This window comes from Pseudomonas fungipugnans, from assembly GCF_029955235.1.
Taxonomy (GTDB): domain Bacteria; phylum Pseudomonadota; class Gammaproteobacteria; order Pseudomonadales; family Pseudomonadaceae; genus Aquipseudomonas; species Aquipseudomonas fungipugnans.
Window position 1 is genome coordinate 2,426,154 of the sequence record NZ_JARBWL010000002.1, and the last position, 22,839, is coordinate 2,448,992.

Here is a 22,839-nt window from a genome sequence, read left to right on the forward strand (position 1 = left end):
GGAGGCTCGGGCCGCGCTCGGATGATCAAGATCAAAAGATCGCCGCGTTCGGCAGCTCCTGTGGGGAACCTTTGTTGAGCAATTGACTAAACGCCTCCAACTCACCTTTCTCCAGATCGGAGACCAGCACGAACCGCATGTGATTTTCCTGCCAGTACACCACGTTGAACCCGCGTATCGACTGACTCTGCCGGGCCTTGTCCGCGTCGGGGGTGGGCAGGATAAACACGTTGATCACATGCTTGGCCCGCCCATACGCCAGTGCCGCGGTGGTCTGGTGTTGCAGATAATCCAGGCGTCCGCCCAGCAATGGAAAGCCCTGCGCCGAGTAGTCGAACACCGGAGGGGCGAAGTCGAGTTTGCCAGTGAACCAGGGTTTGACGGTGTGGCGGTCGGACGACACCACGTCATTCAGATGTTCGCCCATCAACGAGCGCACATGGCTCGACACGGCTTCTTCAAGTAATGGCTGTTCGCTGGATGGCGTCGCGATATACAGCACCGCTGCCAGCGCCAGCGCCGTTGCGGAAAAGGCCGGTGCCAGCCATTGGCGCACGCGCTCGAAAGTGCTGCTGCGAGGTGTTGCGTGACGGATCAGCGATGCCGGTGCCGGGTAGTAAAGCACATGCCGCTTCACGGCTGTTTTCATTAGCCGGATCTCATCGTGCAGTCGCGCGCACTCGGCACACCCGGCCAGGTGCTCGGTCACGGTTCTGGCCTGGGCCGAATCCAGTTCCTGGTCCAGATAGCCGTGAATCAGCGTCTGGCAAATGGTGCAGTCGTGGTCATTCATGGCGGTGCAACTTCAGTAGTTCCAGCTTGAGCATGGCCCGGGCGCGGGCCAGTCGCGACATCACCGTGCCGATGGGAATATCGACCACCAGGGCGATGTCCTTGTAGGGCATGTCTTCCAGCTCCTTGAGAATAATCACCTCGCGAAACGCCGGGGGCAGGGCGGCCAGGGCTTGCTGGATCAGCGCGGCATCTTCGGTGTGGATGGCCAGCAGTTCCGGGGTCTGGCTGTGGCTCAGGGCAATGTCGTCTTCGGCCAGTTCATCGCCGATAGCGACCCAATGCTGGCCGCCCGAAGCCTTGAGCCAGGTGTAGCTTTCGTTACGCACGATGGTCAGGAACCAGGCCTTGGGGTTGCCATCGGTGAAACGGTGCAAAAATCTGAAGGCGCGCAGGGCGCTTTCCTGCACGACATCACGGGCGGCGCTGTCGTTACCGGTCAGCCAACGTGCGAGGTTGTAGGCCGCGTCCATGTGGGGCGCAAACAATTCCTCAAATCGCTTCATCGTGATTTCCGCATCGTGTCACCCGTATAACTGCGATCCGTCGGGTTTTATTCCCGGGAAAAAACTTCTTTTTCGCTGTGGAATAAAGCGGCGTCCTGTCCGGTTGTACTCGTGTCAGCTACTTCACTGTAGTCCGCCAGCGAGGGCACACCGATGGACATTCACACCCAACAGCAACGCCGTACCGATGGCCCGTTGAATCCTGATCGCCGAACGTTGCTCAAGTGCTCCGCATGGGCCGGCGCCGGGGTTATCTGGGCCTTGAGTGGCGGCATTCCCCGGGCTTTTGCGCTGGATGATGACGGCAAGGTGTCTGATCCCAAGGCGCTGGCCAGCAGCTTCCACTTCGTGCAGATCAGCGACTCGCACATCGGCTTCAACAAGGAGGCTAACCCGGACCCGGTGAAGACCTTGCAGGTGGCCATCGACAAGGTCATCGCGCTGCCGAAACCGCCTTCGCTGATTCTCCATACCGGCGACATCACTCACCTGTCGAAACCGGAAGAGTTCGACACCGCTGCGCAACTGCTCAAAGGCCTGCCGTCGACCATTCACTACATACCGGGGGAACACGACACGCTCGACGAGGGCGGCGGCCAGCTCTATTTGCAGCGTTACGGCAAGGGCACCAAGGGCAATGGCTGGTACAGCTTCGACGACCATGGCGTGCACTTCATCGCTTTGGTCAATGTCTTCAACTTTCAGGCCGGGCACGAGGCCACGTTGGGCGCCGATCAACTGGCATGGCTGGCCGATGACCTGCGTGCGGTGGCAACCAGCACGCCGGTGGTGGTGTTTACCCATATTCCGCTGTGGACGATTTATCAGCCTTGGGGCTGGGGCACCGAGGACGGCGATCAGGCCATCGCCCTGTTGCGCAAGTACGGCTCGGTGACGGTACTCAATGGCCATATTCATCAGGTCATTCAAAAGGTCGAAGGCAACATCACTTTCCATACCGCACGCGGTACGGCGTATCCGCAGCCTGCACCGGGAGCGGCACCCGCTCCGGGACCCATGACGGTGGCTGCCGATCAACTGCGTAATTACCTGGGAATTACCGACGTGAAGGCGACACAGGGCGATCATCCATTGGCGCTGATTGATTCGACGCTGGTCTAGGGGAGGGCATTGAGATGAACAGGCTGCTGATGATGACTGGCTGTTTGATGCTGTCGGTGCCGGTGTGGGCCCAGGACGTGAACGTCGACATCAAGGAATTCATGTTCGGCCCCAAGGACCTGACGGTGGCGGTGGGGACCAAGGTGACGTGGGTCAATGATGACCAGATCCCCCACACCGTGTCGGAAACCCACAAGGTGTTCCGCTCCGGGGCACTGGACACCCATGACAGCTTTTCCTATGTATTCAATACGCCGGGGGAATATGAGTATTTTTGCGTGCTGCATCCGCAGATGATTGGCCGGATTGTGGTCACGCAGTGAACTGATCAACACCGATAACCTGTGGGAGCGAGCCTGCTCGCGAAGGGGTCGTCAGCTTCGACATCAATGTTGACTGACACACCGCTATCGCGAGCAGGCTCGCTCCCACAATGGATCCATTCGGGTCCGGGAATAGGATCAGAGCTCCAACCCATCCTGAATCACCGACAGCAGATTCACCTCTGTCAGCGCCACCGCATCCGGTTGTTGCCCCGACTGCTCGATCGATTGCAGCCACCATTGCGATTCGCCGTGTGCATTCACGGTGCGTAGTAGTGGGATCTCCTTGTCCTTGAGGCGGATCTCGATGCGTCCCTGGCCATCGCTGGTGAAGCGGGCTATCGGGTCGAAGGTGATGCTGTGATGATTGCCTTCGATCTGCAACTGATCGATGGCGTAGTCATAGGCCACACCTTCCGGGTGGCTTTCAATGACATGGGTGGCAATGCGCTTGAGGGTCAGCCCCGCCTCCGTCAGCGGGTGCAGCCACGCTTCAATGCGGTGATACAGTTCGTAAACCTGTCCTGGCCAGCTGTCGATCGCCTGCTCGGCGCCAATGTGCCGGGTCTGTTTCAATTTAGCGGCGAGCTCGTCTGCCTTACTCATGTCGGTTCCTTCTCGTGATGTAAGAATGATCGTAGCCCTTTCAAGGTACTGCACGTTTTGTCTCGCGTCATGTGCTTGCAACACAAGCGTGGCAAAACCATCCCTTGGCCAATCACGGGCCATCACCATCATCCCCAAGGAGTGGGTTATGAAAAAGCTTTACACAGTGGTCGCGCTCATCGCGCTGACATTCGGCAGTATCGGTCTGAGCACGGCTCGTCAATCCCAGAGCGCCAAACCCCAGGCCGAATCGGTGGCCGGCGTATTCGACTACTACCTGCTGACGCTGTCCTGGTCGCCAACGTTCTGCCTCACTCACAAAGACGATGCCCAGTGTTCCGCCAAGGGCTACGGCTTTGTGCTTCACGGTCTGTGGCCGCAGTACGCCGGTGGCGGCTGGCCGGAATCGTGCCCGCCGATCACAACCCTGTCCCCGGCGGAAAATGCCAAGGGCCTGACGCTGTTTCCGACCCAGAAACTGCTGGACCACGAATGGGCCAAACACGGCACCTGCAGCGGTCTTGGCGCGATGGGTTATATGGACGCAGCGGACAAGGCCGTCGGTGCGGTCAACATTCCGCAGAAGTTGCAGCCGTTCAGCAACTCGTATTACTTCGAGGCACAGGAAATCGCCAACATGTTTCGCCAGGCTAACCCCGGTATTCCGGCTGACGGGATTGCGATTATCTGCAGCGGCCCGGAACTGTCGGAGGTGCGGGTGTGCATGGGCAAGGACCTGGGGTTCGGGGCTTGCGGCAAGGGCGTGAAAACCCAGTGTCGCACGGGTGATATCCGGGTTCCGCCTTCGCGCTGATTTCGGGGCGCATACGTTATGCTCGCGATAGCGCAGTTGCATTCAACACTGGGGTTGAATGGGCGACCGTTATCGCGAGCAGTCTCGATCCCACAAGGGGCTTTGGTGTTCAGACGGTTACATCACTGGCATCGATCAAGCCGAATTTCGACAGATCCTCGCGTAATTGCCCCGCATTGAAAAACTGAATGGCATGAAAGCCCATCCGCCGTGCTCCTTCGATGTTCGGTAAATGGTCATCGATGAACACCGCCCGACGGCTGTCCACGTCGTAGCGTGACTGAAGCAACTGGAAGATTTCCGGTGAAGGCTTGATCAGCCCCTCGACACCCGATACCACAATCCCTTCGAACCGTTGCAGGAACTCGAACCGCTCAAGCGCAATCGGGAACGTTTCGGCGGACCAGTTGGTCAGTGCCAGCAGCCGGACACCCTTGCCGTGCAGTTCGTCGAGAATCTCCACGGTTTCCTCGATGGCACCGTCGAGCGTTTCTTCCCAACGCTCCTGATAGGCGCGGATAAAGGTCTCCTGAGCCGGGTGGCGGGCAATGGCTTCTGCAACCCCGGCCTGCCACGTCCGACCCCGGTCCTGCTCTTCGTTCCAGGCGCTGTTACACACCTCACTGAGGAACGTTTCCATGGCCCTTACGTCGGCGCCAAACAATTTTCGGTAAAGGTTTCTGGGGTTCCAGCGGATAAGTACATTGCCGAGATCAAATACCACGGTGTCGACAGGGGGTTGATGATGCTGAGTACGCATGTGTTTCCTCCATGGGTAAACCGGTTGTACAAGGCTTGAGGTCGATGAGACTAGCAGAGAGGCTTTTCCCTTTAGTCATGAACTTGCCCGTAGACTTGGGGGCGTTCTCAATTAGTTTCGCGGCGTGAAAACTAATTGAGAACGCCCCCTAGGCTCACAAAAATAAGGGTTTTGGGTTTTCGCCCACGACTGACCCTCCAGGACGCGCCTTTGCCTATCCCCATTTACGACCCGTTGCACGCCCCCGGTGGCGCTTTGAAACGCTTGCCACTGCTCAAGGCAGCGGTGCTGTTTATCGCGACGGTGTGCCTGTGCCTCTGTGGTTTGTTGTACCTGCAACTGGAGCAGTCGCGCCGTCATGATCTGGAGCTGGCTGAAGCGGCGTCGTCAAACCTGACCCGGGCGATGGCCCAGCAGGCTGAAGACACCTTCATGAAGGCCGATCTGGTGCTGACGAGCCTGGCGGACTGGATCCAGGTCGAAGGATTTGGCCCGACCCAACTGGCGCGCCTGCAAAAAACCTTTGCCCGACGGGTGCTGACGCTGGATCAATTGCACGGGATTTTTCTGTTCGACAAGCAGGGGCAGTGGGTCATTACGTCTTACTCGGACCTGCCCCGTGGTTTGGGTGTGTCGGATCGCGAGTACTTCAAGTTTCACCAGCAAAACGTATCGTCCTTAGCGCATATCGGCCCGGCGATTCGTAGTCGGGAAAATGGTGACTGGATCATTCCGGTGTCCAAGCGGGTCAATGACAAGAACGGCAATTTCCAGGGCGTCTTGATGGCCGGTATCAAGATGTCGTACTTCGATCAGTTCTTCAAAAGCTTCAGCATCGATGGCAATGGCTCAATGTTTCTGGCTTTGACCGACGGCACTTTGCTGGCGCGGCGGCCGTTCGTTGAATCACAGATCGGCACGTCGCTGGCTCAAGGAACGATTTTCCAGAAGCACCTGCCGAGTGCACGCTCCGGCAACGCGATGATCGGCTCGGTAGTCGACGGCACCGTGCGTTTGTATGGCTATCGGCAACTCGACGCCTATCCGCTGGTGGTCTCGGCGGCGTCGTCCAGGGATGCGATTCTCAAGAGCTGGTACGCGACGGCGTTTCAATCCAGTGTGATCGTGGCCATGGTGGTACTCGGGGTGGGGTTGTTTGGCTGGGTGTTCATTCATCAGGTGCGCGATGGCGAGCGGATCGAGGCCGATTTGCGCAAGGCCCAGGAGGCCCTGGAACTGATCGCGACGCACGACAGCCTGACCGGACTGGCGAACCGGCGGCTGTTCGAGCGGGCACTGGAAATCGAGTTCGGGCGGGGTGCCAGGCAGTCCAGCCCGCTGAGTCTGGTGATGCTCGACATTGATTTTTTCAAGCGTTACAACGATACGTATGGCCATGTGGCAGGGGATCACTGCCTGGCCGAAGTCGCGAAAGCGTTGAAAAGTTGCTGTCATCGCAAGTCCGATCTGGCGGTTCGCTATGGCGGCGAGGAGTTTGCGGTGCTGCTGCCCGACACGGATATTCATGGCGCGCTGGCGATTGCCGAGCAGGTCCGGCGCGCTGTCATGGACAAGAACATCACCCACAGCGGTTCACCGACCGGTTATGTCACGGTCAGCCTTGGTTGCTATTCGTTTGTACCCACGGGTCGTGACGACATCGAAGTGTTCATTCAGCGCGCCGACGCAGCGCTGTATCAGGCCAAACATTCGGGGCGAAACCGTTCGGCTGTGCTCTCGCTGGAAGGTGGTGTCGAGGCCTTGATGCGTTCGGACCGGTAATACGGCAGGCGATCAGGCCAAGACTTGTGTCATGGCCCGATGCGAGAGGGTCAACCGCCCGAAGGGCCTGTGCCGATCGGTGTACCGGATCCACCAGTGGTGCCGGCCCCGGAGCCGGTGCTGCCACCATTGACCCCCGTGCCGGGGCTGTCGTTGTCTGACGCGGGGCCGCCAGTCGGTGTGCTGGGAGTGTTGGTGTTATCGGGGGCCATGGTCGAGCCGCCGTTGGGGCCAGTCTGGCCGGTCTGGGCGCCTCCGTTTCCGCTGCCGCTGCCACTTCCACCGCTGCCACTGCCACTGCCGCCACCGGCCGCGAAAGACGCCGCAGATGTGGCAGACAACAGGCCGGCCAGCAATAGCGCGGCAATTCTGGTATTCATCATGTTGAGTCTCCAAAGATGAGTGGTTACATGATGTTGGTGGGACATGGGGGCGGCTTGGTGCCGTTTAGATGACGAGCGGTAGGTAATCAGTGTGCGCGGCCGGCTGCCAGCGTTTTATTGAACACCCGGTATTCACGGGCATTGCGGCCGAATTCCTGGCAGGTAGGCGAATTCGTCAACGCGGGCGCGTATTGCGCCAGTTTGCTTTCCAGGTGTTGCCGCACCTGACGCAACCCTCTGCGCGCGCGGCAGTCACATATCAAGTCCCTCGCTATCCGGAGTCGGCTCGATGAAAAATCTGCGAATCGCGACCTTCAATGTCAACGGCATGCGTGCCCGGTTGCCGAACCTGCTGGCCTGGCTGGCGCGGGAAAAACCGGACATCGTCTGCCTGCAGGAACTCAAGTCAGCGGACAGCGCCTTTCCGGCCGGCGAACTGGAGGCTGCTGGCTACGGCGCGCTCTGGCAAGGCCAGGCATCGTGGAATGGCGTGGCGATTCTGGCCCGGGATGCGCAACCGCTGGAGAGTCGGCGCGGCTTGCCCGGTGACGACTCCGATACCCAGAGTCGCTATCTGGAAGCGGCAGTCCACGGGGTGCTGGTGGGATGTCTGTACCTGCCCAACGGCAACCCGCAGCCAGGGCCGAAGTTCGATTACAAACTGGCATGGTTCGAGCGGCTGATCAGCTACGCACAGGCGCTCCAGAGCAGTGAACACCCTGTGGTGCTGGCAGGGGATTTCAATGTGGTGCCGACTGACCTGGACATCTACAACCCGCGATCCTGGCTCAAGGATGCGCTGCTGCAACCCGAGAGTCGCGAGTGCTATCAGCGGCTTCTGGATCAGGGCTGGACCGATTCGCTGCGACACCTTTACCCGCAAGACCGGCTCTACACGTTCTGGGATTACTTCCGTCAGCATTGGCAGAAAAACTCCGGGTTGCGCATCGATCATCTGCTGCTCAATCCGGCGCTGAGTCCTTATCTGCATGAGGCCGGCGTCGATGCCTGGGTGCGTAACGAGCCCCATGCCAGCGATCACGCACCCACCTGGATTCGCCTGGGCTCACGCAAGCGGCGTTGATTTTTTTGGGGCGTCGATTGGCTAAATCAATTGTCGGTCAACGCGCGTTATCCCTTATACATGGCGGCCATTAGCGGATTGATCCGCGAGCCCGTGCATAAGGACCGAGCGATGAGTGAACCACGTCTGACGAATACCGCGATCTATCTCCAGCGTCTTGGGTTCGACACGCCCCCAGCGCCCACTTTGGCGACCCTGCAACACCTTCAACTGCACCATACCGGGGCATTCGCGTTCGAAAACCTGACCACGTTATCGGGTGAGCCCGTGTTCATCGACTTGCCTTCGGTAGAGCGCAAAATCCTGCACGAGGGGCGGGGCGGCTACTGCTATGAACTCAATGCGATGTTTCTGGCGCTGCTTCAAGCGTTGGGGTTCGATGCTCGGGCCATCAGCGGTCGTGTGGTGCTGGGGCAACCTGAAGGTGCGTGGACCGCCCGCACGCACCGCTTGAGCCTGGTGACGCTGGACGGTGTGCGCTATATCACCGACGTCGGCTTCGGCGGCATGGTGCCCACCGCGCCGCTGCTGCTCGATACGACGGCCGAGCAGCTCACGCCTCATGAACCGTATCGCATCGAGCAACACGAAGATGGCTACACCTTGCGGGCCAACGTCGGCGGTGAATGGCGAGCGATGTACATCTTCGATTTGCAGCGCCAGGAAGACATCGATTTCGCCCTTGGCAACTGGTATGTCTCGACACACCCCGAATCGCCGTTTCTCCAGCGTTTGATGGTGGCGCGCACCGGGCAGGGCGTGCGCCGCACCTTGAATAACGGCAGCTTTGCGATTCATCACCTGGGTCAGGAGAGCGAGCGGCGCGAGGTCGTTGATGTGGATGAACTGCTGGCGTTGCTGCACAGTGAGTTCGCCATTCAGGTGCCCGTGCATGCCGGTTTGAGGCGCACGCTCGCAGCGTTGATCAGTACTGCCGCACCTTGACGGCCTAGGGTCGGGCATCGGGCTCCATCATTCGATGGATATCACTGGCCAGCTCTGACAGTTTCTTTTCCAGGTTTTTCAGCTCGCTGGCGGACAGGCCTTTTTTCAACTGGCCGTGTCCGCTGGCCGTCGCTTTGCCCTTCTTTGCCAGCAGGACCTGCCGCAGGGTGTTGTTGATCACGGTCTGATAACCAAATCCCTCATTCTCGGCGAGGTCGCGTGCGGCTTCGATCACGGCATCATCGAGCATGATGGTGATGCGGGTTTTACCTTTGCCTGCAGCCACTGCCCCACGCTCGGCGTTGGTGAAGTCATATTCGTCTTTCATCGGTTAAATCTCCAGATACTGGCGACGCTCGTTTTTTGTGGCGAGACGCGCGGAAATAATTCGAACGAAATTCGGATCACGCCAGGTGTAGGCCACCACCAGCAAGCGATCTTTGGCATCGCGCCCCATGATGATCCACCGCTGCTCGTCATGGTCGTTGTCGTGCAGCCGCAACGCCTGCTCGTCGTCAAACACCGGTTCCGTGTCGGCCAGGCTGATACCCCGGTGCTTGAGTTTGTTGGCCGCATTCTTTGCCTTGTCGTACTGAATTTCGAATGGCTTCATTATGCATACTTTATATGTATAAAAAAGAGAACGACCGTACCGATGGTCGCCTGGAAAACAAAAGACTAGCGGGGTAGGGGCAAGGCACTCGGCGCATGTATTGCAAGGTTTTTAGTGCGGCAGCAGGCGCACGCCATCGGCCGGAATGGATATGTGTCCAGAATATGACCGGTGAGTTGTATACAACTCTATAGACATTTGTACCGAGTCTTGAATACAGTGTGCGCATAACAAAAACCAGGGAACCCCCCAACCATGAAAACGCCCCATGTTTCACACCCACGGCCTGAGGATGAAAACCTCGGGGTCGGCGCGAATATGGCTTATGGCCTGCAACATGTTCTGACCATGTACGGCGGCATCGTCGCGGTGCCCTTGATCATCGGCCAGGCGGCCGGGTTGTCGCCGGCAGATATCGGTTTGTTGATTGCTGCTTCATTGTTTGCAGGTGGTTTGGCGACGTTGTTGCAAACGCTGGGCCTGCCGTTTTTCGGCTGTCAGTTGCCGCTGGTTCAGGGTGTATCGTTTTCCGGTGTCGCGACCATGGTGGCGATTGTCACCAGTGGCGGGGAGGGCGGCTTCCAGTCGATTCTCGGCGCGGTGATTGCGGCGTCACTGATCGGTTTGCTGATCACGCCAGTGTTCTCGCGCATCACCAAATTTTTCCCGCCGCTGGTCACCGGCATTGTCATCACCACCATTGGCCTGACGCTGATGCCGGTGGCCGCCCGTTGGGCCATGGGTGGCAACAGTCATGCCCCGGACTTTGGCAGCATGGCGAATATCGGTCTGGCGGCGCTGACCCTGGTGCTGGTGTTGTTGCTGAGCAAGGTTGGCAGCGCAACCATCTCTCGCCTGTCGATCCTGCTGGCCATGGTCATCGGCACTGTCATCGCCGTGTTCCTCGGCATGGCGGACTTCTCGTCTGTCACCCAAGGGCCGATGTTTGGCTTCCCGACGCCGTTTCACTTCGGCATGCCGATCTTCCATTTCGCCGCGATCCTGTCGATGTGCATCGTGGTCATGGTGACGCTGGTGGAAACCTCGGCCGATATTCTCGCCGTCGGTGAAATCATCGGCACCAAGGTCGACTCAAAGCGTCTGGGCAACGGCCTGCGTGCAGACATGCTGTCGAGCATGATCGCGCCGATCTTTGGTTCCTTTACCCAGAGTGCCTTTGCCCAGAACGTCGGTCTGGTGGCGGTCACCGGGATCAAGAGCCGCTTTGTGGTGGCAACCGGTGGTGTGTTTCTGGTGATCCTCGGCCTGCTGCCGTTCATGGGCCGGGTGATTGCCGCCGTGCCAACGTCGGTCCTCGGTGGTGCGGGCATTGTGTTGTTCGGCACCGTAGCGGCCAGCGGCATTCGTACGCTGTCCAAGGTCGACTACCGCAATAACGTCAACCTGATCATCGTCGCCACCTCCATAGGCTTCGGCATGATCCCCATCGCCGCGCCGAACTTCTATGATCACTTCCCGAGCTGGTTCGCGACCATCTTCCATTCGGGCATCAGTTCCTCGGCAATCATGGCTATTTTGCTGAACCTGACCTTCAACCACTTCACTGCCGGCAACTCGGATCAGCAGTCGGTGTTTGCCGCTGCCGCTGAACGCGTGCTGCGCTATCAGGATCTGGCGGCGTTGCGTGAAGGGGATTATTTCAGCGACGGTAAACTGCATGACTGCGACGGGAACGAGATCCCGGTGGTCGAGGCGGCGCATGGGGCGGCCGAGCCGCGGGCGGTGCAGGTGAAAAGCAGTGAGCATGTCTGAGGGCTAAAAGGCGGTTGAATCAAAAGATCGCAGCCTGCGATCTTTTGACTTTCCAAGGCCCACAAAAAAGCCCCTGGATCTTTCGATTCAGGGGCTTTTTCAATATTGCTGTCTGGCTCCACGACCTGGACTCGAACCAGGGACCCAGTGATTAACAGTCACTTGCTCTACCAACTGAGCTATCGCGGAATGGCGTGTATGTTACTGATTCGAAAAGAGAAGTCAAGCATCAATTGGCAATTTCATGGATTTGCCACGTCGGGCATTGGTTTAACACGCATTGGCGGTTACCAGAAGTGCCTCAGGGGTCTACCATGGCGGCCCGGAAGTGGTTTCACGCGCTACCGGCCATTCGCCGAAAAGGTATGTGCCATGAATCACCCAGTTTCTACACTGCAAAACAGCGGGGTGTTCGCATGAGCATCGCCCAGATCAGCCTGCCAAAAGGCGTAGGTCCTCACGCCGAGAAACTGTTCGACGCCATTACCCAGGCCAGCACCGCCGACGATCTGAATCGCGCCGGTGGCAAGGCCGAGGGTTTTGTTCTGGGCCTGGAAAGCGCCAAGGCGATCAAGAGCCAGGTTGCCGAATCGCTGTACGTCGCCTATGACGATGCAGCCAGTCAACGTGCATCCGAACTGGCCTAACCGCCGAACGTGAAAGTGCCGAGCATCAGCTTGGCATACAACGAGGTGGCAGCCAGTTGCACCAGCCACAAGGCGAGGCCGCCGAGAAACACGCCTGCCGCTATCTGCAGCACCAGGCTGTTGCCACGTTTGGCCGGGGTGCGCGGGACGAAGTGGTCCAGATCGTTGGGATCGGCGCGTAGGTCATCGTTTTTCATGTGGGTTCTCGCAGTCTCAAGGTGTACACAAAAACCTGTGGGGGCGGGCTTGCTCGTGAAAGCATCCGGGCAGTGACATCAATGCCGTCTGGCACACCGCTTTCGCGAGCAAGCCCGCTCCCACCGTTTGATTGGTGTGCAGTCTAGAGGTTGCGCAGGCTTTTCCAGCACAAATAAAAACGGGAAGCCCTATGGCTTCCCGTTTTTCGTATCACACAGTGACTCAGATCACCGCAACGATGGCCTTGGTTACCGCGTCGATGTTGCTCTGGTTCAACGCAGCCACGCAGATGCGGCCGGTGTCCAGGGCGTAGATGCCGAACTCGTTGCGCAGACGGGTGACTTGCTCAACCGTCAGGCCGGAGTACGAGAACATGCCACGCTGACGACCAACGAAGCTGAAATCGCGCTGCGGAGCGTTTTTCGCCAGCAGATCGACCATTTGCGTGCGCATGCCGCGAATCCGCAGGCGCATTTCGGCCAGCTCGGTTTCCCACTGGGCGCGCAGTTCCGGGCTGTTCAGCACGGCGGCGACGATGCTTGCACCGTGGGTCGGCGGGTTGGAGTAGTTGGTGCGGATCACGCGTTTGACTTGCGACAGCACGCGCGCGCTTTCTTCTTTCGATTCGCTGACGATCGACAGGGCGCCAACGCGCTCGCCGTACAGCGAGAAGGATTTGGAGAACGAGCTGGAGACAAAGAACGTCAGGCCCGATTCTGCGAACAGGCGCACAGCCGCGGCGTCTTCGTCGATGCCATCGCCAAAACCCTGGTAGGCCATGTCGAGGAACGGCACGTGGCCCTTGGCTTTGACCACTTGCAGCACGTCGTTCCAGTCCGCCGGGCTCAGGTCCACGCCGGTCGGGTTGTGGCAGCAGGCGTGCAGCACGACGATGGAACCGGACGGCAGCGCGTTCAGGTCTTCGAGCAGGCCGGCGCGGTTGACGTCGTGGGTGGCGGCGTCGTAGTAGCGATAGTTCTGCACCGGGAAACCGGCGGTTTCGAACAGCGCGCGGTGGTTTTCCCAGCTCGGGTCGCTGATGGCGACGACGGCGTTCGGCAGCAGTTGCTTGAGGAAGTCGGCACCGATTTTCAGCGCGCCCGTACCGCCAACGGCTTGTGTGGTGATGACGCGGCCAGCGGCGATCAGTGGCGAGTCATTGCCAAACAATAGTTTTTGCACGGCCTGATCGTAGGCGGCGATGCCGTCGATCGGCAGGTAGCCACGGGACGCGTGCTGAGCGACGCGAATCGTCTCGGCTTCGACAACGGCGCGCAGGAGTGGAATTCGCCCCTCCTCGTTGCAATAAACACCGACCCCCAGGTTGACCTTGGTGGTTCGAGTATCGGCGTTGAATGCTTCGTTGAGGCCCAGGATTGGATCGCGTGGTGCCATTTCGACAGCGGAGAACAGGCTCATTTTTGCGGCGGCTCTGAATGGAGTGTGGAGGGACGTGTGGCGCTCCAGCCGAATGCACTAGAGCGGTGCACAAACGGGGAGCTAGTATAGAGGCCATCTGCAATCGATGGCGACAGACGATTCGGGATTTTTCCCAGATTTTTCCGATTATTTTTCGACCGTTAGTCGAATGCCGTCGTCAAAGACTTCGAGGGATGTAGGACGTTTGCCTTGAAAGCGCGGGCAATCGGCTCCACATTGAGCACAATCCAGTTTTTTCCCTCGGGCGACATCGGTCGTTTGCGGTCTTTCTCGTTCGTGTCGGTTCGCCCGGCAAGAGTGATCCCAGAGGTAGTTCATGTCTGAATTCCAGCTAGTTACCCGCTTCGAGCCCGCCGGCGACCAGCCGGAAGCCATCCGCCTGATGGTCGAGGGCATCGACGCCGGGCTGGCGCACCAGACGTTGCTCGGTGTGACCGGTTCGGGCAAGACCTTCAGCATTGCCAATGTGATCGCCCAGGTGCAGCGCCCGACATTGGTGCTGGCGCCGAACAAGACCCTGGCGGCGCAGTTGTACGGCGAGTTCAAGGCGTTTTTTCCGAACAATGCCGTTGAGTATTTCGTTTCCTACTACGACTACTACCAGCCCGAAGCCTATGTGCCGTCGTCCGACACCTTCATCGAGAAGGACGCCTCGATCAACGATCACATCGAACAGATGCGGCTCTCGGCGACCAAGGCCTTGCTGGAGCGCAAGGACGCGATCATCGTCACCACGGTGTCATGCATCTACGGTCTGGGCAGCCCGGAAACCTATCTGAAAATGGTGTTGCATGTGGATCGCGGCGACAAGCTCGACCAGCGTGCGTTGCTGCGTCGTCTCGCCGATCTGCAATACACCCGCAACGACATGGATTTCGCCCGTGCCACCTTCCGCGTGCGCGGCGATGTGATCGACATCTACCCGGCGGAATCCGACCTCGAAGCGATCCGCATCGAGTTGTTCGACGATGAAGTCGAGAGCCTGTCGGCCTTCGACCCGCTGACCGGCGAAGTCATCCGCAAGCTGCCGCGCTTCACCTTCTACCCGAAAAGCCACTACGTGACGCCGCGAGAAACCCTGCTCGGTGCCATCGACGGAATCAAGGCCGAGTTGCAGGAACGCCTGGACTATCTGCGCTCCAACAACAAACTGGTGGAAGCGCAGCGACTGGAGCAGCGCACCCGTTTCGACCTGGAGATGATCCTCGAACTGGGTTACTGCAACGGTATCGAAAACTACTCGCGCTACTTGTCGGGCCGTGAATCCGGCCAGGCGCCGCCTACCTTGTTTGACTACCTGCCGGCCGATGCCTTGCTGGTGATCGACGAATCCCACGTCAGCGTGCCGCAGGTCGGCGCGATGTATAAGGGCGACCGCTCCCGTAAAGAGACGCTGGTGGAATACGGTTTCCGCCTGCCATCGGCGCTGGACAACCGGCCGATGCGCTTCGACGAGTTCGAAAACATCAGTCCGCAGACGATTTTTGTCTCGGCCACACCGGGCAATTACGAAGCCGAGCACGCCGGTCGCGTGGTCGAGCAACTGGTGCGCCCGACCGGTCTGGTGGACCCGCAAATCGAAATCCGTCCGGCGCTGACGCAGGTTGACGATTTGCTGTCGGAAATCGGCAAGCGCGTTGCTCTCGAAGAGCGGGTGCTGGTCACCACGCTGACCAAGCGTATGTCCGAAGACCTGACTGATTACCTGGCCGACCACGGCGTGCGGGTGCGTTATCTGCACTCGGACATCGACACGGTGGAGCGGGTCGAGATCATTCGCGACTTGCGCCTCGGCACGTTCGACGTGCTGGTGGGGATCAACCTGTTGCGTGAAGGTCTGGACATGCCCGAGGTGTCGCTGGTGGCGATCCTTGATGCGGACAAGGAAGGCTTTTTGCGTTCCGAGCGCTCGCTGATCCAGACCATTGGCCGGGCGGCGCGTAACCTCAATGGTCGGGCGATTTTGTACGCCGACCGGATTACCGGCTCGATGGAGCGGGCGATTGGCGAGACCGAACGCCGTCGCGACAAGCAGATTGCGTTCAACCTGGCCAACGGCATCACGCCAAAAGGCGTGTTCAAGGATGTCGCCGACATCATGGAAGGCGCCACCGTGCCGGGTTCGCGCAGCAAGAAGCGCAAAGGCATGGCCAAGGCCGCCGAGGAAAACGCCAGGTACGAAGCCGAACTGCGCTCACCGAGCGAGATCACCAAACGCATTCGTCAGTTGGAAGAGAAGATGTACCAGCTCGCTCGCGACCTGGAATTCGAAGCGGCGGCGCAGATGCGCGACGAGATTGGCAAGTTGCGGGAGCGGTTGTTGGCTGTTTGATTCTTGGGCTGAATGTGCCGGCCTCTTCGCGAGCAGGCTCGCTCCCGCCATTGACCGAGTTGTCTGGACTGACGCGGTCCAATGTGGGAGCGAGCCTGCTCGCGAAGGCGTCTGGAGGAGCGCTGCAATAAATTGCTAGTGCGCCTCCCCAGCCTTGATCCCCGCCGGCAGCGCCTTGGTCAGCAAAATCGCCACCATGCTGATCCCCAGCGCAATCCCGACAAAATGAAACGCATCGTTGTAGGCCATGATCGACGCCTGCTGATGCACAATTTCGCTCATCTTGCCCAGCGCCGCCGTGTCGCTGCCAAACCGGTCCGTCATCGATGCCATGCGTTCGGCCACTTGCGGATTGCCCGGCACAATCGACTCGCGCAAATAATCGAAGTAGGTCTTGGTCCGTGCGTCCAGCAGGGTGGCGAGGAGGGCGATGCCGATTGCGCCGCCCAGGTTACGCAGGATATTGAACAGACTCGATGCCGAGCCCGCGTCCTGCGGCAGGATGTAGGCGGTGGCGATCAGCGAAATAGTGACCATGATCAGCGGCTGGCCCAGTGCGCGGATGATCTGGATCTGATTGAACTGCGGTCCGGCAAAGTCCGGGTTCAGCACCCCCGATGAAAAGCTCGCCAGCCCGAACAGGCCGAACCCCAGCGTGCACAGCCACTTCGGCGAGACAATTTTCATCAGTTTCGGCACCAGCGGAATCAGGAACAGTTGGGGCACGCCCATCCACATGATCACTTCGCCGATCTGCAACGCGTTGTAGTTCTGGATCTGCGCCAGGTACAACGGCAGCAGATAGATCGAACCGTACAGCCCGACCCCCATGCCCAGACTGGCAATGCTTGATAAGCCGAAGTTTCGATTGCGCAGGATGCCGAGGTTGATCAGAGGATTGGGTTTGGAAACCTGCACAATGACAAAGGTGATCAGACTGATCAGCGCAATGCTGCCCAGGGTCACGATCAGGTCCGATTCCAGCCAGTCCTTGCGATGGCCTTCCTCAAGAAACACCTGCAAACAGCCGAGGCCCAGGGCCATGGTGAGAATCCCGGCGTAGTCGGTGCTCTTGAGCAGTTCCCAGTGTGCTTCCTTCTTCTCCAGGCCGTAGAGCAGGCCGGCGATCATGATCAGGCCCGGCGGGATGTTGATATAGAAGATGTACTGCCAGCCCCAGTTTTCCGTGAGCCAGCCGCCAATGGTCGGGCCGATGGACGGGGCGAACGTTGCGGTCATGGCGAACATGGCCATGCCTTTGGCGCGGTGGTGATCGGGCAGTTTGATCAGCGTCAGGGTGAACGCCAGCGGGATCAGCGCGCCACCGGTAAAGCCCTGCATGGCGCGGAACACGATCATGCTTTCCAGGCTCCAGGCCATGGAGCAGAGCAGGGACGAGGCGAGAAACCCCAGCGATACCCACACCGCCAGCCGGCGTGCTGACAGTAGCTGCACCAGCCACGCGGTCAGCGGAATCATGATGATTTCCGCTACCAGGTACGAAGTGGAAATCCACGAGCCTTCTTCCAGGGTCGCCGACAGCGCGCCCTGGATGTCCTTGAGTGAAGAGTTGGTGATCTGGATGTCGAGCACTGCCATGAAGGCGCCGAGCATCACACTCATCACCGCAATCCAGTCGCGCCGGGTCGGTTCGCCGACCGGGCGGATCAGTTGATCACCGGCCATCGCCAGGGGCGTCTTTGATGTTCACGGTAACGGTGACGGACATGCCGGGGCGGATCTTGCCATGCAAGGGGTTGTCCGCCGCGATGGTCAGCTTGACCGGAATCCGTTGCACGACCTTGGTGAAGTTGCCCGTGGCATTGTCCGGGGGCAGCAGGCTGAACTGCGCGCCGGACGCCGCGAACAGACTGTCGACCCGGGCTTCGATGGGCGTGTCGCCATAGGCGTCAAAAGTCACCTCGGCTTTTTGGCCGGGTTGCATGTGGCCGATCTGGGTTTCCTTGAAGTTAGCCTGAATCCAGATGTCCTGGTCCGGGACGATCGACAACAGATAGGCGCCAGCCTGCACGTACTGGCCGTTGCGAGCGGCGCGTTGGCCGATCAGGCCGCTGATGGGCGCGTGGATTTCGCTGCGGGTCAGGTTCAGTTCGGCTTGGGCGAGGTCGGTTCTGGCGTTGGCGATCATCGCGTCGAGGCGTTTGATCTCGGCGCTCAGGGCATTGACCTGCTGGCGCTGACTTTGCGCATCGGCCTGGGCCTTGGTCACTTGCGAGCGCGCGATGTGATTGTCGGCGGAGAGGGTGGTCACCCGTTCTTCCGAGATATAGCCGGGCTTGCGCAGGGTTTCGGCGCGGGACAAGTCGATCTGCGAGCGGCTCAGGCTGGCCTGACTGGAAGCGACTTGCGCATCGCTGGCGGCGATCAGGCTGGCCTGCTGAGTGAGTTTGCTCTGGGCTTGCAGGCGTTCGGCTTCGCGGGTGGCGAGGGCGGCATTGGCGCGCTCCACGGCGAGATGAAAGTCGTCGCCTTCGAGCTTGATCAGCAACTGGCCCTTCTCGACGTGCTGGTTGTCCTGCACCAAAACCTGATCGATGCGCGCGCCCAGTTGACTGGAGACACGGGTGATCTCGCCCTGCACGTAGGCGTTGTCGGTGCTTTCATAAAACCGTCCCTTGAAAAACCAGTGGGCGAAAAAGCCCCCGGCAATCAGCAGGACGATCACAAGGAAGATGAACAGGCGACGCTTGAGTTGGGCAGGCATGGGGCAAACTTTAGTTGAGAAAGTGTAAGAAAAATTATCAGTAGCAGAATCTGGCACACAGCCGATGAACGGTAAATGGCATCCGCTATTCATCGAGGCTTACAGGCGTTGTAGGCGCAACCTTGGCTTAAATGCCCTGCTCACTGGAGCCGGGCGGGCAACGCCTGTTACCATTCGCCCTTTGTTTTATCTTCATTTCGAGACTTGCCATGACCACCGTCCGCACTCGCATCGCGCCATCGCCTACCGGGGACCCCCACGTAGGTACCGCTTACATCGCTTTGTTCAACTACTGCTTTGCCAAGCAGCATGGCGGTGAGTTCATCCTGCGGATCGAAGACACCGACCAGTTGCGTTCGACCCGCGAGTCCGAACAGCAGATTTTCGACGCCCTGCGCTGGTTGGGTATCGACTGGAGCGAAGGCCCGGATGTCGGCGGCCCGCACGGTCCTTATCGTCAGAGCGAGCGTGGCGAGATTTATCAGAAGTACTGCCAGCAACTGGTCGAAATGGGCCATGCCTTCCCGTGCTTCTGCACCGCCGAAGAGCTGGACCAGATGCGCGCCGAGCAAATGGCCCGCGGCGAAACCCCGCGTTACGACGGCCGTGCGCTATTGCTGTCCAAGGAAGAAGTCGCTGCCCGTCTGGCCGCTGGCGAACCGCACGTGATCCGCATGAAGGTGCCGAGCGAAGGCGTGTGCGTGGTGCCGGACATGCTGCGTGGCGACGTCGAGATCCCGTGGGATCGCATGGACATGCAAGTACTGATGAAGACCGACGGCCTGCCGACCTACTTCCTGGCCAACGTGGTCGATGACCATCTGATGGGCATCACCCACGTGCTGCGTGGCGAAGAGTGGCTGCCATCGGCGCCGAAACTGATCCTGCTGTACGAGTACTTCGGCTGGGAACAACCGGAGCTGTGCTACATGCCGCTGCTGCGTAACCCGGACAAGAGCAAGCTGTCCAAGCGCAAGAACCCGACGTCGGTGACGTTCTACGAGCGCATGGGCTTCATGCCCGAAGCGATGCTCAACTACCTGGGTCGCATGGGCTGGTCGATGCCGGACGAGCGCGAGAAGTTCTCGTTGCAGGAAATGGTCGATCACTTCGATCTCAAGCGCGTGTCCCTCGGCGGGCCGATTTTCGACATTGAGAAACTGTCGTGGCTCAACGGCCAGTGGCTGCGTGACCTGCCGGTGGAAGAGTTCGCCAGCCGCTTGCAGACCTGGGCGCTGAACCCTGAATACATGATGAAGATCGCGCCTCACGTTCAGGGCCGGGTCGAGACGTTCAGCCAGGTTGCACCGCTGGCCGGGTTCTTCTTTGCCGGTGGCGTGAATCCGGATGCCAAGCTGTTCGAATCGAAGAAGCTGTCGGGTGATCAGGTGCGTCAGTTGATGCAGTTGATCCTGTGGAAGCTGGAAAGCCTGCGTCAGTGGGAGAAGGACAGCATCACCGCGACCATCCAGGCCGTGGTCGAATCCCTGGAGTTGAAGCTGCGTGACGCCATGCCGCTGATGTTTGCCGCGATCACCGGGCAGGCGAGCTCGGTATCGGTGCTTGATGCGATGGAAATCCTCGGTCCGGACCTGACGCGCTTCCGTCTGCGCCAGGCCATCGACCTGCTGGGTGGCGTGTCGAAGAAGGAAAACAAGGAGTGGGAAAAACTCCTGGGCAACATCGCCTGATCGAGTTTGACCCTGCAGGAGCTGCCAAAGGCTGTGATCTTTTGATCTCGCTCTTTGGCGGTTTCCCCCGAATTTACGGGGGAAGGGCGGTAAGTGATTGTTATGTCGGCAAAAAATTTTAATTTATTTGCAAAATAAGTTTGACAGACTTTCGAAGCGCCATTAAGATTCGCCCCGTCCTCAGCGATGAGGGGCTATAGCTCAGCTGGGAGAGCGCTTGCATGGCATGCAAGAGGTCGACGGTTCGATCCCGTCTAGCTCCACCAATTTACACTTCAAGGTCTGGCCACACCGGCCTTGAAGCGATCAGCACTCAGCGTTGATCTGTTGTATAGAAGGGTTTGCGTCCCCTTCGTCTAGTGGCCTAGGACACCGCCCTTTCACGGCGGTAACAGGGGTTCGAGTCCCCTAGGGGACGCCAGTTTTACAGAAGTAGTGTCGCAAGATGCTACTCCGCCGCCAGGCGATAAATCGGGGCTATAGCTCAGCTGGGAGAGCGCTTGCATGGCATGCAAGAGGTCAACGGTTCGATCCCGTTTAGCTCCACCAATTTTACACGTTCAAGGTCTGGCCACACCGGCCTTGAATCGATCAGCTCTCAGCACTGATCAGTTGTATAGAAGGGTTTGTGTCCCCTTCGTCTAGTGGCCTAGGACACCGCCCTTTCACGGCGGTAACAGGGGTTCGAGTCCCCTAGGGGACGCCACGATTACCCGCACTGCGGGATTTATAAGGGTCATTCAATTATTGAATGGCCCTTTTGTTTGTCTGGCGTTTGGCCAACTCTCCTTTTTCTCCAACTCTGTTCTTCAGACCAGCGGTCACACCCTTGACTTGCGGAATATTATTATGAGAATAATATTCTACTCGTAATATTCGGAGGCAACGATGAACGATAAAAAAGCTCAAACCCGCGAACGCATCCTCAAGGCTGCCAGCAGCGCACTGATTCAGCGTGGCCCGGCTGAGCCGAGCGTGGGTGAAGTCATGGGGGCGGCTGGCCTGACGGTCGGCGGCTTCTATGCACACTTCGAAAGCAAAGACGCGTTGATGCTCGAAGCGTTCAAGCAACTGCTTGGCCAGCGCCGGGGCTTGATCGCTGACATGGATGCCGAATTGACCGGCGAAGAGCGCCGCGCGCTGGTCGCTGCGTTCTACCTGTCGCGTAAACACCGTGATTCCACCGACCACGCTTGCCCGATCCCGGCGTCCATCGGTGAGTTGGGGCGCCTGCCGGACGAGTTTCGCCAAGCGTTGAATGAGCACGTGGAACTGATGGTCGCGCAACTGGCGGCCAGCCCTGAAGACACCGACAAAGCCTTGGCCGACATGGCCTTGATGATTGGTGGCCTGGCAATGGCACGGGCGCTGGGGCCGGGCGAGTTATCCGATCGATTGCTGCGCGCTGCCAAGTCGGCAGTGCTGTGACCTGAAGGCGTAAGCCTGGGGAGATGAGCGATGAACGCGTTGAGCTGGGTACGAGGTGTCAACGGTACGTTGGGCTGGTTTGCACCGAAACTGGTGGCCAGCAAAATGCGTGTGTTGTTCATGACGCCCCGCGAGCTTCCCCCTCGGGATTGGGAATTGCCGCTGCTGGCGAAAGCCGAGCGGATCACGTTGCGCTTCGGCCTCTCGGCGTTGCGTTGGGGGCAGGGGCCGGCCGTTCTGCTGATGCACGGTTGGGAAGGCCGTCCAACCCAGTTCGCCAGTTTGATCACTGCGCTCGTTGCAGGCGGGTACACCGTGGTCGCGCTCGACGGGCCGGCGCACGGCCGCTCTCCCGGCAGCGAGGCCAATCTGGTGCTGTTCGCCCGCGCCATGCTCGAAGCGGCTGCCGAGTTGCCGCCGCTGCAAGCGGTCATCGGTCACTCCATGGGCGGCGCCAGCGCGATGCTCGCGGTGCAACTGGGCCTGCGCACCGAAACCCTGGTGACCATCGCCGCCCCGGCACGCATTCTCGGTGTATTGCGTGGTTTTGCGCGAAGGGTGAAATTGCCGCCCAGAGCGCGCTCCGCGTTTATCCGTCAGGTCGAGCAAGATGTCGGCATGCGTGCCGCGACCCTCGATGTCGCACACTATCAACTCGACATGCCTGGCCTGATTGTCCATGCCGAAGACGACACCTTTGTCTCGGTCAAGGAATCACAACTGATCCATGAGGCCTGGTTCGACAGCTGCCTGCTGCGCCTGGAAGAGGGCGGTCATCAGCGAGTGCTGGCAGACCCAAGGGTCATTGATGGCGTGCTATCACTGCTGGCCGGCCGCAGCCTTCGGGCACGGCAATCGGCCTGAGCATCCGTTAC

General features: G+C 59.4%; 23 protein-coding genes and 5 tRNA genes. 16 read left to right on the forward strand and 12 right to left on the reverse strand.

Annotated elements, in window-relative coordinates:
• Positions 1-31 precede the first annotated feature (31 nt).
• Complete coding sequence (locus POF45_RS26195) at positions 32-793, reverse strand: anti-sigma factor family protein (protein WP_259501661.1); 762 nt, start codon at positions 791-793, stop codon at positions 32-34.
• Positions 786-1,298: a sigma-70 family RNA polymerase sigma factor gene (locus POF45_RS26200; RefSeq protein WP_259501662.1), complete on the reverse strand. Its 513-nt coding sequence runs from the start codon at positions 1,296-1,298 to the stop codon at positions 786-788. Before POF45_RS26200 ends, POF45_RS26195 begins: the two co-directional genes overlap by 8 nt.
• A 153-nt stretch (positions 1,299-1,451) precedes the next feature.
• Here POF45_RS26200 and POF45_RS26205 point away from each other — a divergent pair, with 153 nt between their 5' ends.
• Together POF45_RS26205 and POF45_RS26210 are read left to right on the forward strand one after the other, a co-directional pair.
• Positions 1,452-2,420, forward strand: coding sequence for a metallophosphoesterase family protein (locus POF45_RS26205; RefSeq protein ID WP_259501663.1), 969 nt, complete (start codon positions 1,452-1,454; stop codon positions 2,418-2,420).
• 14 nt (positions 2,421-2,434) lie between these two features.
• Positions 2,435-2,743 carry a cupredoxin domain-containing protein gene (locus POF45_RS26210; protein WP_259501666.1) on the forward strand — a complete coding sequence of 103 codons (309 nt, stop codon included), beginning with the start codon at positions 2,435-2,437 and terminating at the stop codon, positions 2,741-2,743.
• A gap of 138 nt (positions 2,744-2,881) precedes the next feature.
• On the opposite strand, the gene POF45_RS26215 is transcribed toward POF45_RS26210, so the two are convergent.
• Entirely contained in the window at positions 2,882-3,349 is a 468-nt protein-coding gene (locus POF45_RS26215; protein ID WP_259501668.1) for a hypothetical protein, read from the reverse strand.
• 148 nt (positions 3,350-3,497) lie between these two features.
• Between POF45_RS26215 and POF45_RS26220 the strand changes: the two genes are divergently transcribed.
• On the forward strand, positions 3,498-4,163 hold the full coding sequence (locus POF45_RS26220) for a ribonuclease T2 family protein (protein ID WP_282317049.1): 666 nt from the start codon (positions 3,498-3,500) through the stop codon (positions 4,161-4,163).
• Between the two features lie 109 nt (positions 4,164-4,272).
• On the opposite strand, the gene POF45_RS26225 is transcribed toward POF45_RS26220, so the two are convergent.
• Positions 4,273-4,923 (reverse strand): HAD family hydrolase, encoded by a 651-nt coding sequence (locus tag POF45_RS26225; RefSeq protein WP_282317050.1) that lies wholly within the window; start codon positions 4,921-4,923, stop codon positions 4,273-4,275.
• Positions 4,924-5,133: 210 nt separating this feature from the next.
• Between POF45_RS26225 and POF45_RS26230 the strand changes: the two genes are divergently transcribed.
• Positions 5,134-6,705, forward strand: coding sequence for a sensor domain-containing diguanylate cyclase (locus POF45_RS26230; protein ID WP_259501679.1), 1,572 nt, complete (start codon positions 5,134-5,136; stop codon positions 6,703-6,705).
• A gap of 50 nt (positions 6,706-6,755) precedes the next feature.
• Here the strand turns inward: POF45_RS26230 and POF45_RS26235 are convergent, their stop codons facing one another.
• Positions 6,756-7,088, reverse strand: a complete 333-nt coding sequence (locus POF45_RS26235) for a hypothetical protein (protein WP_282317051.1) — start codon at positions 7,086-7,088, stop codon at positions 6,756-6,758.
• 289 nt (positions 7,089-7,377) lie between these two features.
• On the opposite strand from POF45_RS26235, the gene xth reads away from it, so the two are divergent.
• Both xth and POF45_RS26245 read left to right on the forward strand, forming a co-directional pair.
• Positions 7,378-8,172 (forward strand): exodeoxyribonuclease III, encoded by a 795-nt coding sequence (xth, locus tag POF45_RS26240; RefSeq protein ID WP_282317052.1) that lies wholly within the window; start codon positions 7,378-7,380, stop codon positions 8,170-8,172.
• Positions 8,173-8,283: 111 nt separating this feature from the next.
• Positions 8,284-9,117 carry an arylamine N-acetyltransferase family protein gene (locus POF45_RS26245; RefSeq protein ID WP_282317053.1) on the forward strand — a complete coding sequence of 278 codons (834 nt, stop codon included), beginning with the start codon at positions 8,284-8,286 and terminating at the stop codon, positions 9,115-9,117.
• A gap of 4 nt (positions 9,118-9,121) precedes the next feature.
• Here the strand turns inward: POF45_RS26245 and POF45_RS26250 are convergent, their stop codons facing one another.
• On the reverse strand, positions 9,122-9,445 hold the full coding sequence (locus tag POF45_RS26250; RefSeq protein ID WP_259501687.1) for a BrnA antitoxin family protein: 324 nt from the start codon (positions 9,443-9,445) through the stop codon (positions 9,122-9,124).
• 3 nt (positions 9,446-9,448) lie between these two features.
• Positions 9,449-9,730: a BrnT family toxin gene (locus POF45_RS26255; RefSeq protein ID WP_282317054.1), complete on the reverse strand. Its 282-nt coding sequence runs from the start codon at positions 9,728-9,730 to the stop codon at positions 9,449-9,451.
• A gap of 255 nt (positions 9,731-9,985) precedes the next feature.
• On the opposite strand from POF45_RS26255, the gene POF45_RS26260 reads away from it, so the two are divergent.
• Positions 9,986-11,503 carry a nucleobase:cation symporter-2 family protein gene (locus tag POF45_RS26260; RefSeq protein WP_259501688.1) on the forward strand — a complete coding sequence of 506 codons (1,518 nt, stop codon included), beginning with the start codon at positions 9,986-9,988 and terminating at the stop codon, positions 11,501-11,503.
• 113 nt (positions 11,504-11,616) lie between these two features.
• Here the strand turns inward: POF45_RS26260 and POF45_RS26265 are convergent.
• Positions 11,617-11,692: transfer RNA gene (locus tag POF45_RS26265), tRNA-Asn, on the reverse strand.
• Between the two features lie 227 nt (positions 11,693-11,919).
• Between POF45_RS26265 and POF45_RS26270 the strand changes: the two genes are divergently transcribed.
• Positions 11,920-12,150, forward strand: coding sequence for a hypothetical protein (locus tag POF45_RS26270; RefSeq protein ID WP_208672134.1), 231 nt, complete (start codon positions 11,920-11,922; stop codon positions 12,148-12,150).
• Here POF45_RS26270 and POF45_RS26275 read toward each other — a convergent pair.
• Positions 12,147-12,347: a hypothetical protein gene (locus POF45_RS26275; RefSeq protein WP_282317055.1), complete on the reverse strand. Its 201-nt coding sequence runs from the start codon at positions 12,345-12,347 to the stop codon at positions 12,147-12,149. The genes POF45_RS26270 and POF45_RS26275 overlap by 4 nt on opposite strands.
• Before the next feature lie 223 nt (positions 12,348-12,570).
• A complete protein-coding gene (locus POF45_RS26280; protein ID WP_282317057.1) occupies positions 12,571-13,767 on the reverse strand; it encodes an amino acid aminotransferase in 1,197 nt (398 codons plus the stop codon).
• Positions 13,768-14,104: 337 nt separating this feature from the next.
• Between POF45_RS26280 and uvrB the strand changes: the two genes are divergently transcribed.
• Positions 14,105-16,120 (forward strand): excinuclease ABC subunit UvrB, encoded by a 2,016-nt coding sequence (uvrB, locus tag POF45_RS26285; protein WP_259501692.1) that lies wholly within the window; start codon positions 14,105-14,107, stop codon positions 16,118-16,120.
• 135 nt (positions 16,121-16,255) lie between these two features.
• Here uvrB and POF45_RS26290 read toward each other — a convergent pair whose 3' ends face one another.
• A complete protein-coding gene (locus POF45_RS26290) occupies positions 16,256-17,806 on the reverse strand; it encodes an MDR family MFS transporter (protein ID WP_489739888.1) in 1,551 nt (516 codons plus the stop codon).
• A complete protein-coding gene (locus POF45_RS26295) occupies positions 17,796-18,845 on the reverse strand; it encodes an HlyD family secretion protein (protein ID WP_259501698.1) in 1,050 nt (349 codons plus the stop codon). Before POF45_RS26295 ends, POF45_RS26290 begins: the two co-directional genes overlap by 11 nt.
• 209 nt (positions 18,846-19,054) lie before the next feature.
• On the opposite strand from POF45_RS26295, the gene gltX reads away from it, so the two are divergent.
• The 7 genes from gltX to POF45_RS26330 all read left to right on the forward strand — a co-directional run bounded on the left by gltX (position 19,055) and on the right by POF45_RS26330 (position 22,828).
• Positions 19,055-20,536, forward strand: a complete 1,482-nt coding sequence (gene gltX, locus POF45_RS26300; RefSeq protein ID WP_259501700.1) for a glutamate--tRNA ligase — start codon at positions 19,055-19,057, stop codon at positions 20,534-20,536.
• A gap of 190 nt (positions 20,537-20,726) precedes the next feature.
• Positions 20,727-20,802, forward strand: a tRNA-Ala gene (locus POF45_RS26305).
• Between the two features lie 79 nt (positions 20,803-20,881).
• Positions 20,882-20,957 (forward strand) — tRNA-Glu (locus POF45_RS26310).
• Positions 20,958-21,009: 52 nt separating this feature from the next.
• Positions 21,010-21,085 (forward strand) — tRNA-Ala (locus POF45_RS26315).
• Positions 21,086-21,166: 81 nt separating this feature from the next.
• Positions 21,167-21,242 (forward strand) — tRNA-Glu (locus POF45_RS26320).
• A gap of 182 nt (positions 21,243-21,424) precedes the next feature.
• Entirely contained in the window at positions 21,425-21,964 is a 540-nt protein-coding gene (locus tag POF45_RS26325; RefSeq protein WP_259501702.1) for a TetR/AcrR family transcriptional regulator, read from the forward strand.
• Between the two features lie 30 nt (positions 21,965-21,994).
• A complete protein-coding gene (locus POF45_RS26330; RefSeq protein WP_282317058.1) occupies positions 21,995-22,828 on the forward strand; it encodes an alpha/beta fold hydrolase in 834 nt (277 codons plus the stop codon).
• Positions 22,829-22,839 lie beyond the last annotated feature (11 nt).

Bases quoted from the DNA above. Each gene is read 5' to 3' on its own strand.
- POF45_RS26290 (WP_489739888.1), bottom strand. From the start codon at position 17,806: ATGGCCGGTGATCAACTGATCCGCCCGGTCGGCGAACCGACCCGGCGC.
- POF45_RS26270 (WP_208672134.1), top strand. From the start codon at position 11,920: ATGAGCATCGCCCAGATCAGCCTGCCAAAAGGCGTAGGTCCTCACGCC.
- POF45_RS26325 (WP_259501702.1), top strand. From the start codon at position 21,425: ATGAACGATAAAAAAGCTCAAACCCGCGAACGCATCCTCAAGGCTGCC.
- POF45_RS26330 (WP_282317058.1), top strand. From the start codon at position 21,995: ATGAACGCGTTGAGCTGGGTACGAGGTGTCAACGGTACGTTGGGCTGG.
- POF45_RS26205 (WP_259501663.1), top strand. From the start codon at position 1,452: ATGGACATTCACACCCAACAGCAACGCCGTACCGATGGCCCGTTGAAT.
- POF45_RS26295 (WP_259501698.1), bottom strand. From the start codon at position 18,845: ATGCCTGCCCAACTCAAGCGTCGCCTGTTCATCTTCCTTGTGATCGTC.
- xth (WP_282317052.1), top strand. From the start codon at position 7,378: ATGAAAAATCTGCGAATCGCGACCTTCAATGTCAACGGCATGCGTGCC.
- POF45_RS26275 (WP_282317055.1), bottom strand. From the start codon at position 12,347: ATGAAAAACGATGACCTACGCGCCGATCCCAACGATCTGGACCACTTC.
- POF45_RS26255 (WP_282317054.1), bottom strand. From the start codon at position 9,730: ATGAAGCCATTCGAAATTCAGTACGACAAGGCAAAGAATGCGGCCAAC.
- uvrB (WP_259501692.1), top strand. From the start codon at position 14,105: ATGTCTGAATTCCAGCTAGTTACCCGCTTCGAGCCCGCCGGCGACCAG.
- POF45_RS26280 (WP_282317057.1), bottom strand. From the start codon at position 13,767: ATGAGCCTGTTCTCCGCTGTCGAAATGGCACCACGCGATCCAATCCTG.
- POF45_RS26220 (WP_282317049.1), top strand. From the start codon at position 3,498: ATGAAAAAGCTTTACACAGTGGTCGCGCTCATCGCGCTGACATTCGGC.
- POF45_RS26210 (WP_259501666.1), top strand. From the start codon at position 2,435: ATGAACAGGCTGCTGATGATGACTGGCTGTTTGATGCTGTCGGTGCCG.
- POF45_RS26215 (WP_259501668.1), bottom strand. From the start codon at position 3,349: ATGAGTAAGGCAGACGAGCTCGCCGCTAAATTGAAACAGACCCGGCAC.
- POF45_RS26235 (WP_282317051.1), bottom strand. From the start codon at position 7,088: ATGATGAATACCAGAATTGCCGCGCTATTGCTGGCCGGCCTGTTGTCT.
- POF45_RS26245 (WP_282317053.1), top strand. From the start codon at position 8,284: ATGAGTGAACCACGTCTGACGAATACCGCGATCTATCTCCAGCGTCTT.
- POF45_RS26200 (WP_259501662.1), bottom strand. From the start codon at position 1,298: ATGAAGCGATTTGAGGAATTGTTTGCGCCCCACATGGACGCGGCCTAC.
- POF45_RS26225 (WP_282317050.1), bottom strand. From the start codon at position 4,923: ATGCGTACTCAGCATCATCAACCCCCTGTCGACACCGTGGTATTTGAT.
- POF45_RS26195 (WP_259501661.1), bottom strand. From the start codon at position 793: ATGAATGACCACGACTGCACCATTTGCCAGACGCTGATTCACGGCTAT.
- POF45_RS26260 (WP_259501688.1), top strand. From the start codon at position 9,986: ATGAAAACGCCCCATGTTTCACACCCACGGCCTGAGGATGAAAACCTC.
- gltX (WP_259501700.1), top strand. From the start codon at position 19,055: ATGACCACCGTCCGCACTCGCATCGCGCCATCGCCTACCGGGGACCCC.
- POF45_RS26250 (WP_259501687.1), bottom strand. From the start codon at position 9,445: ATGAAAGACGAATATGACTTCACCAACGCCGAGCGTGGGGCAGTGGCT.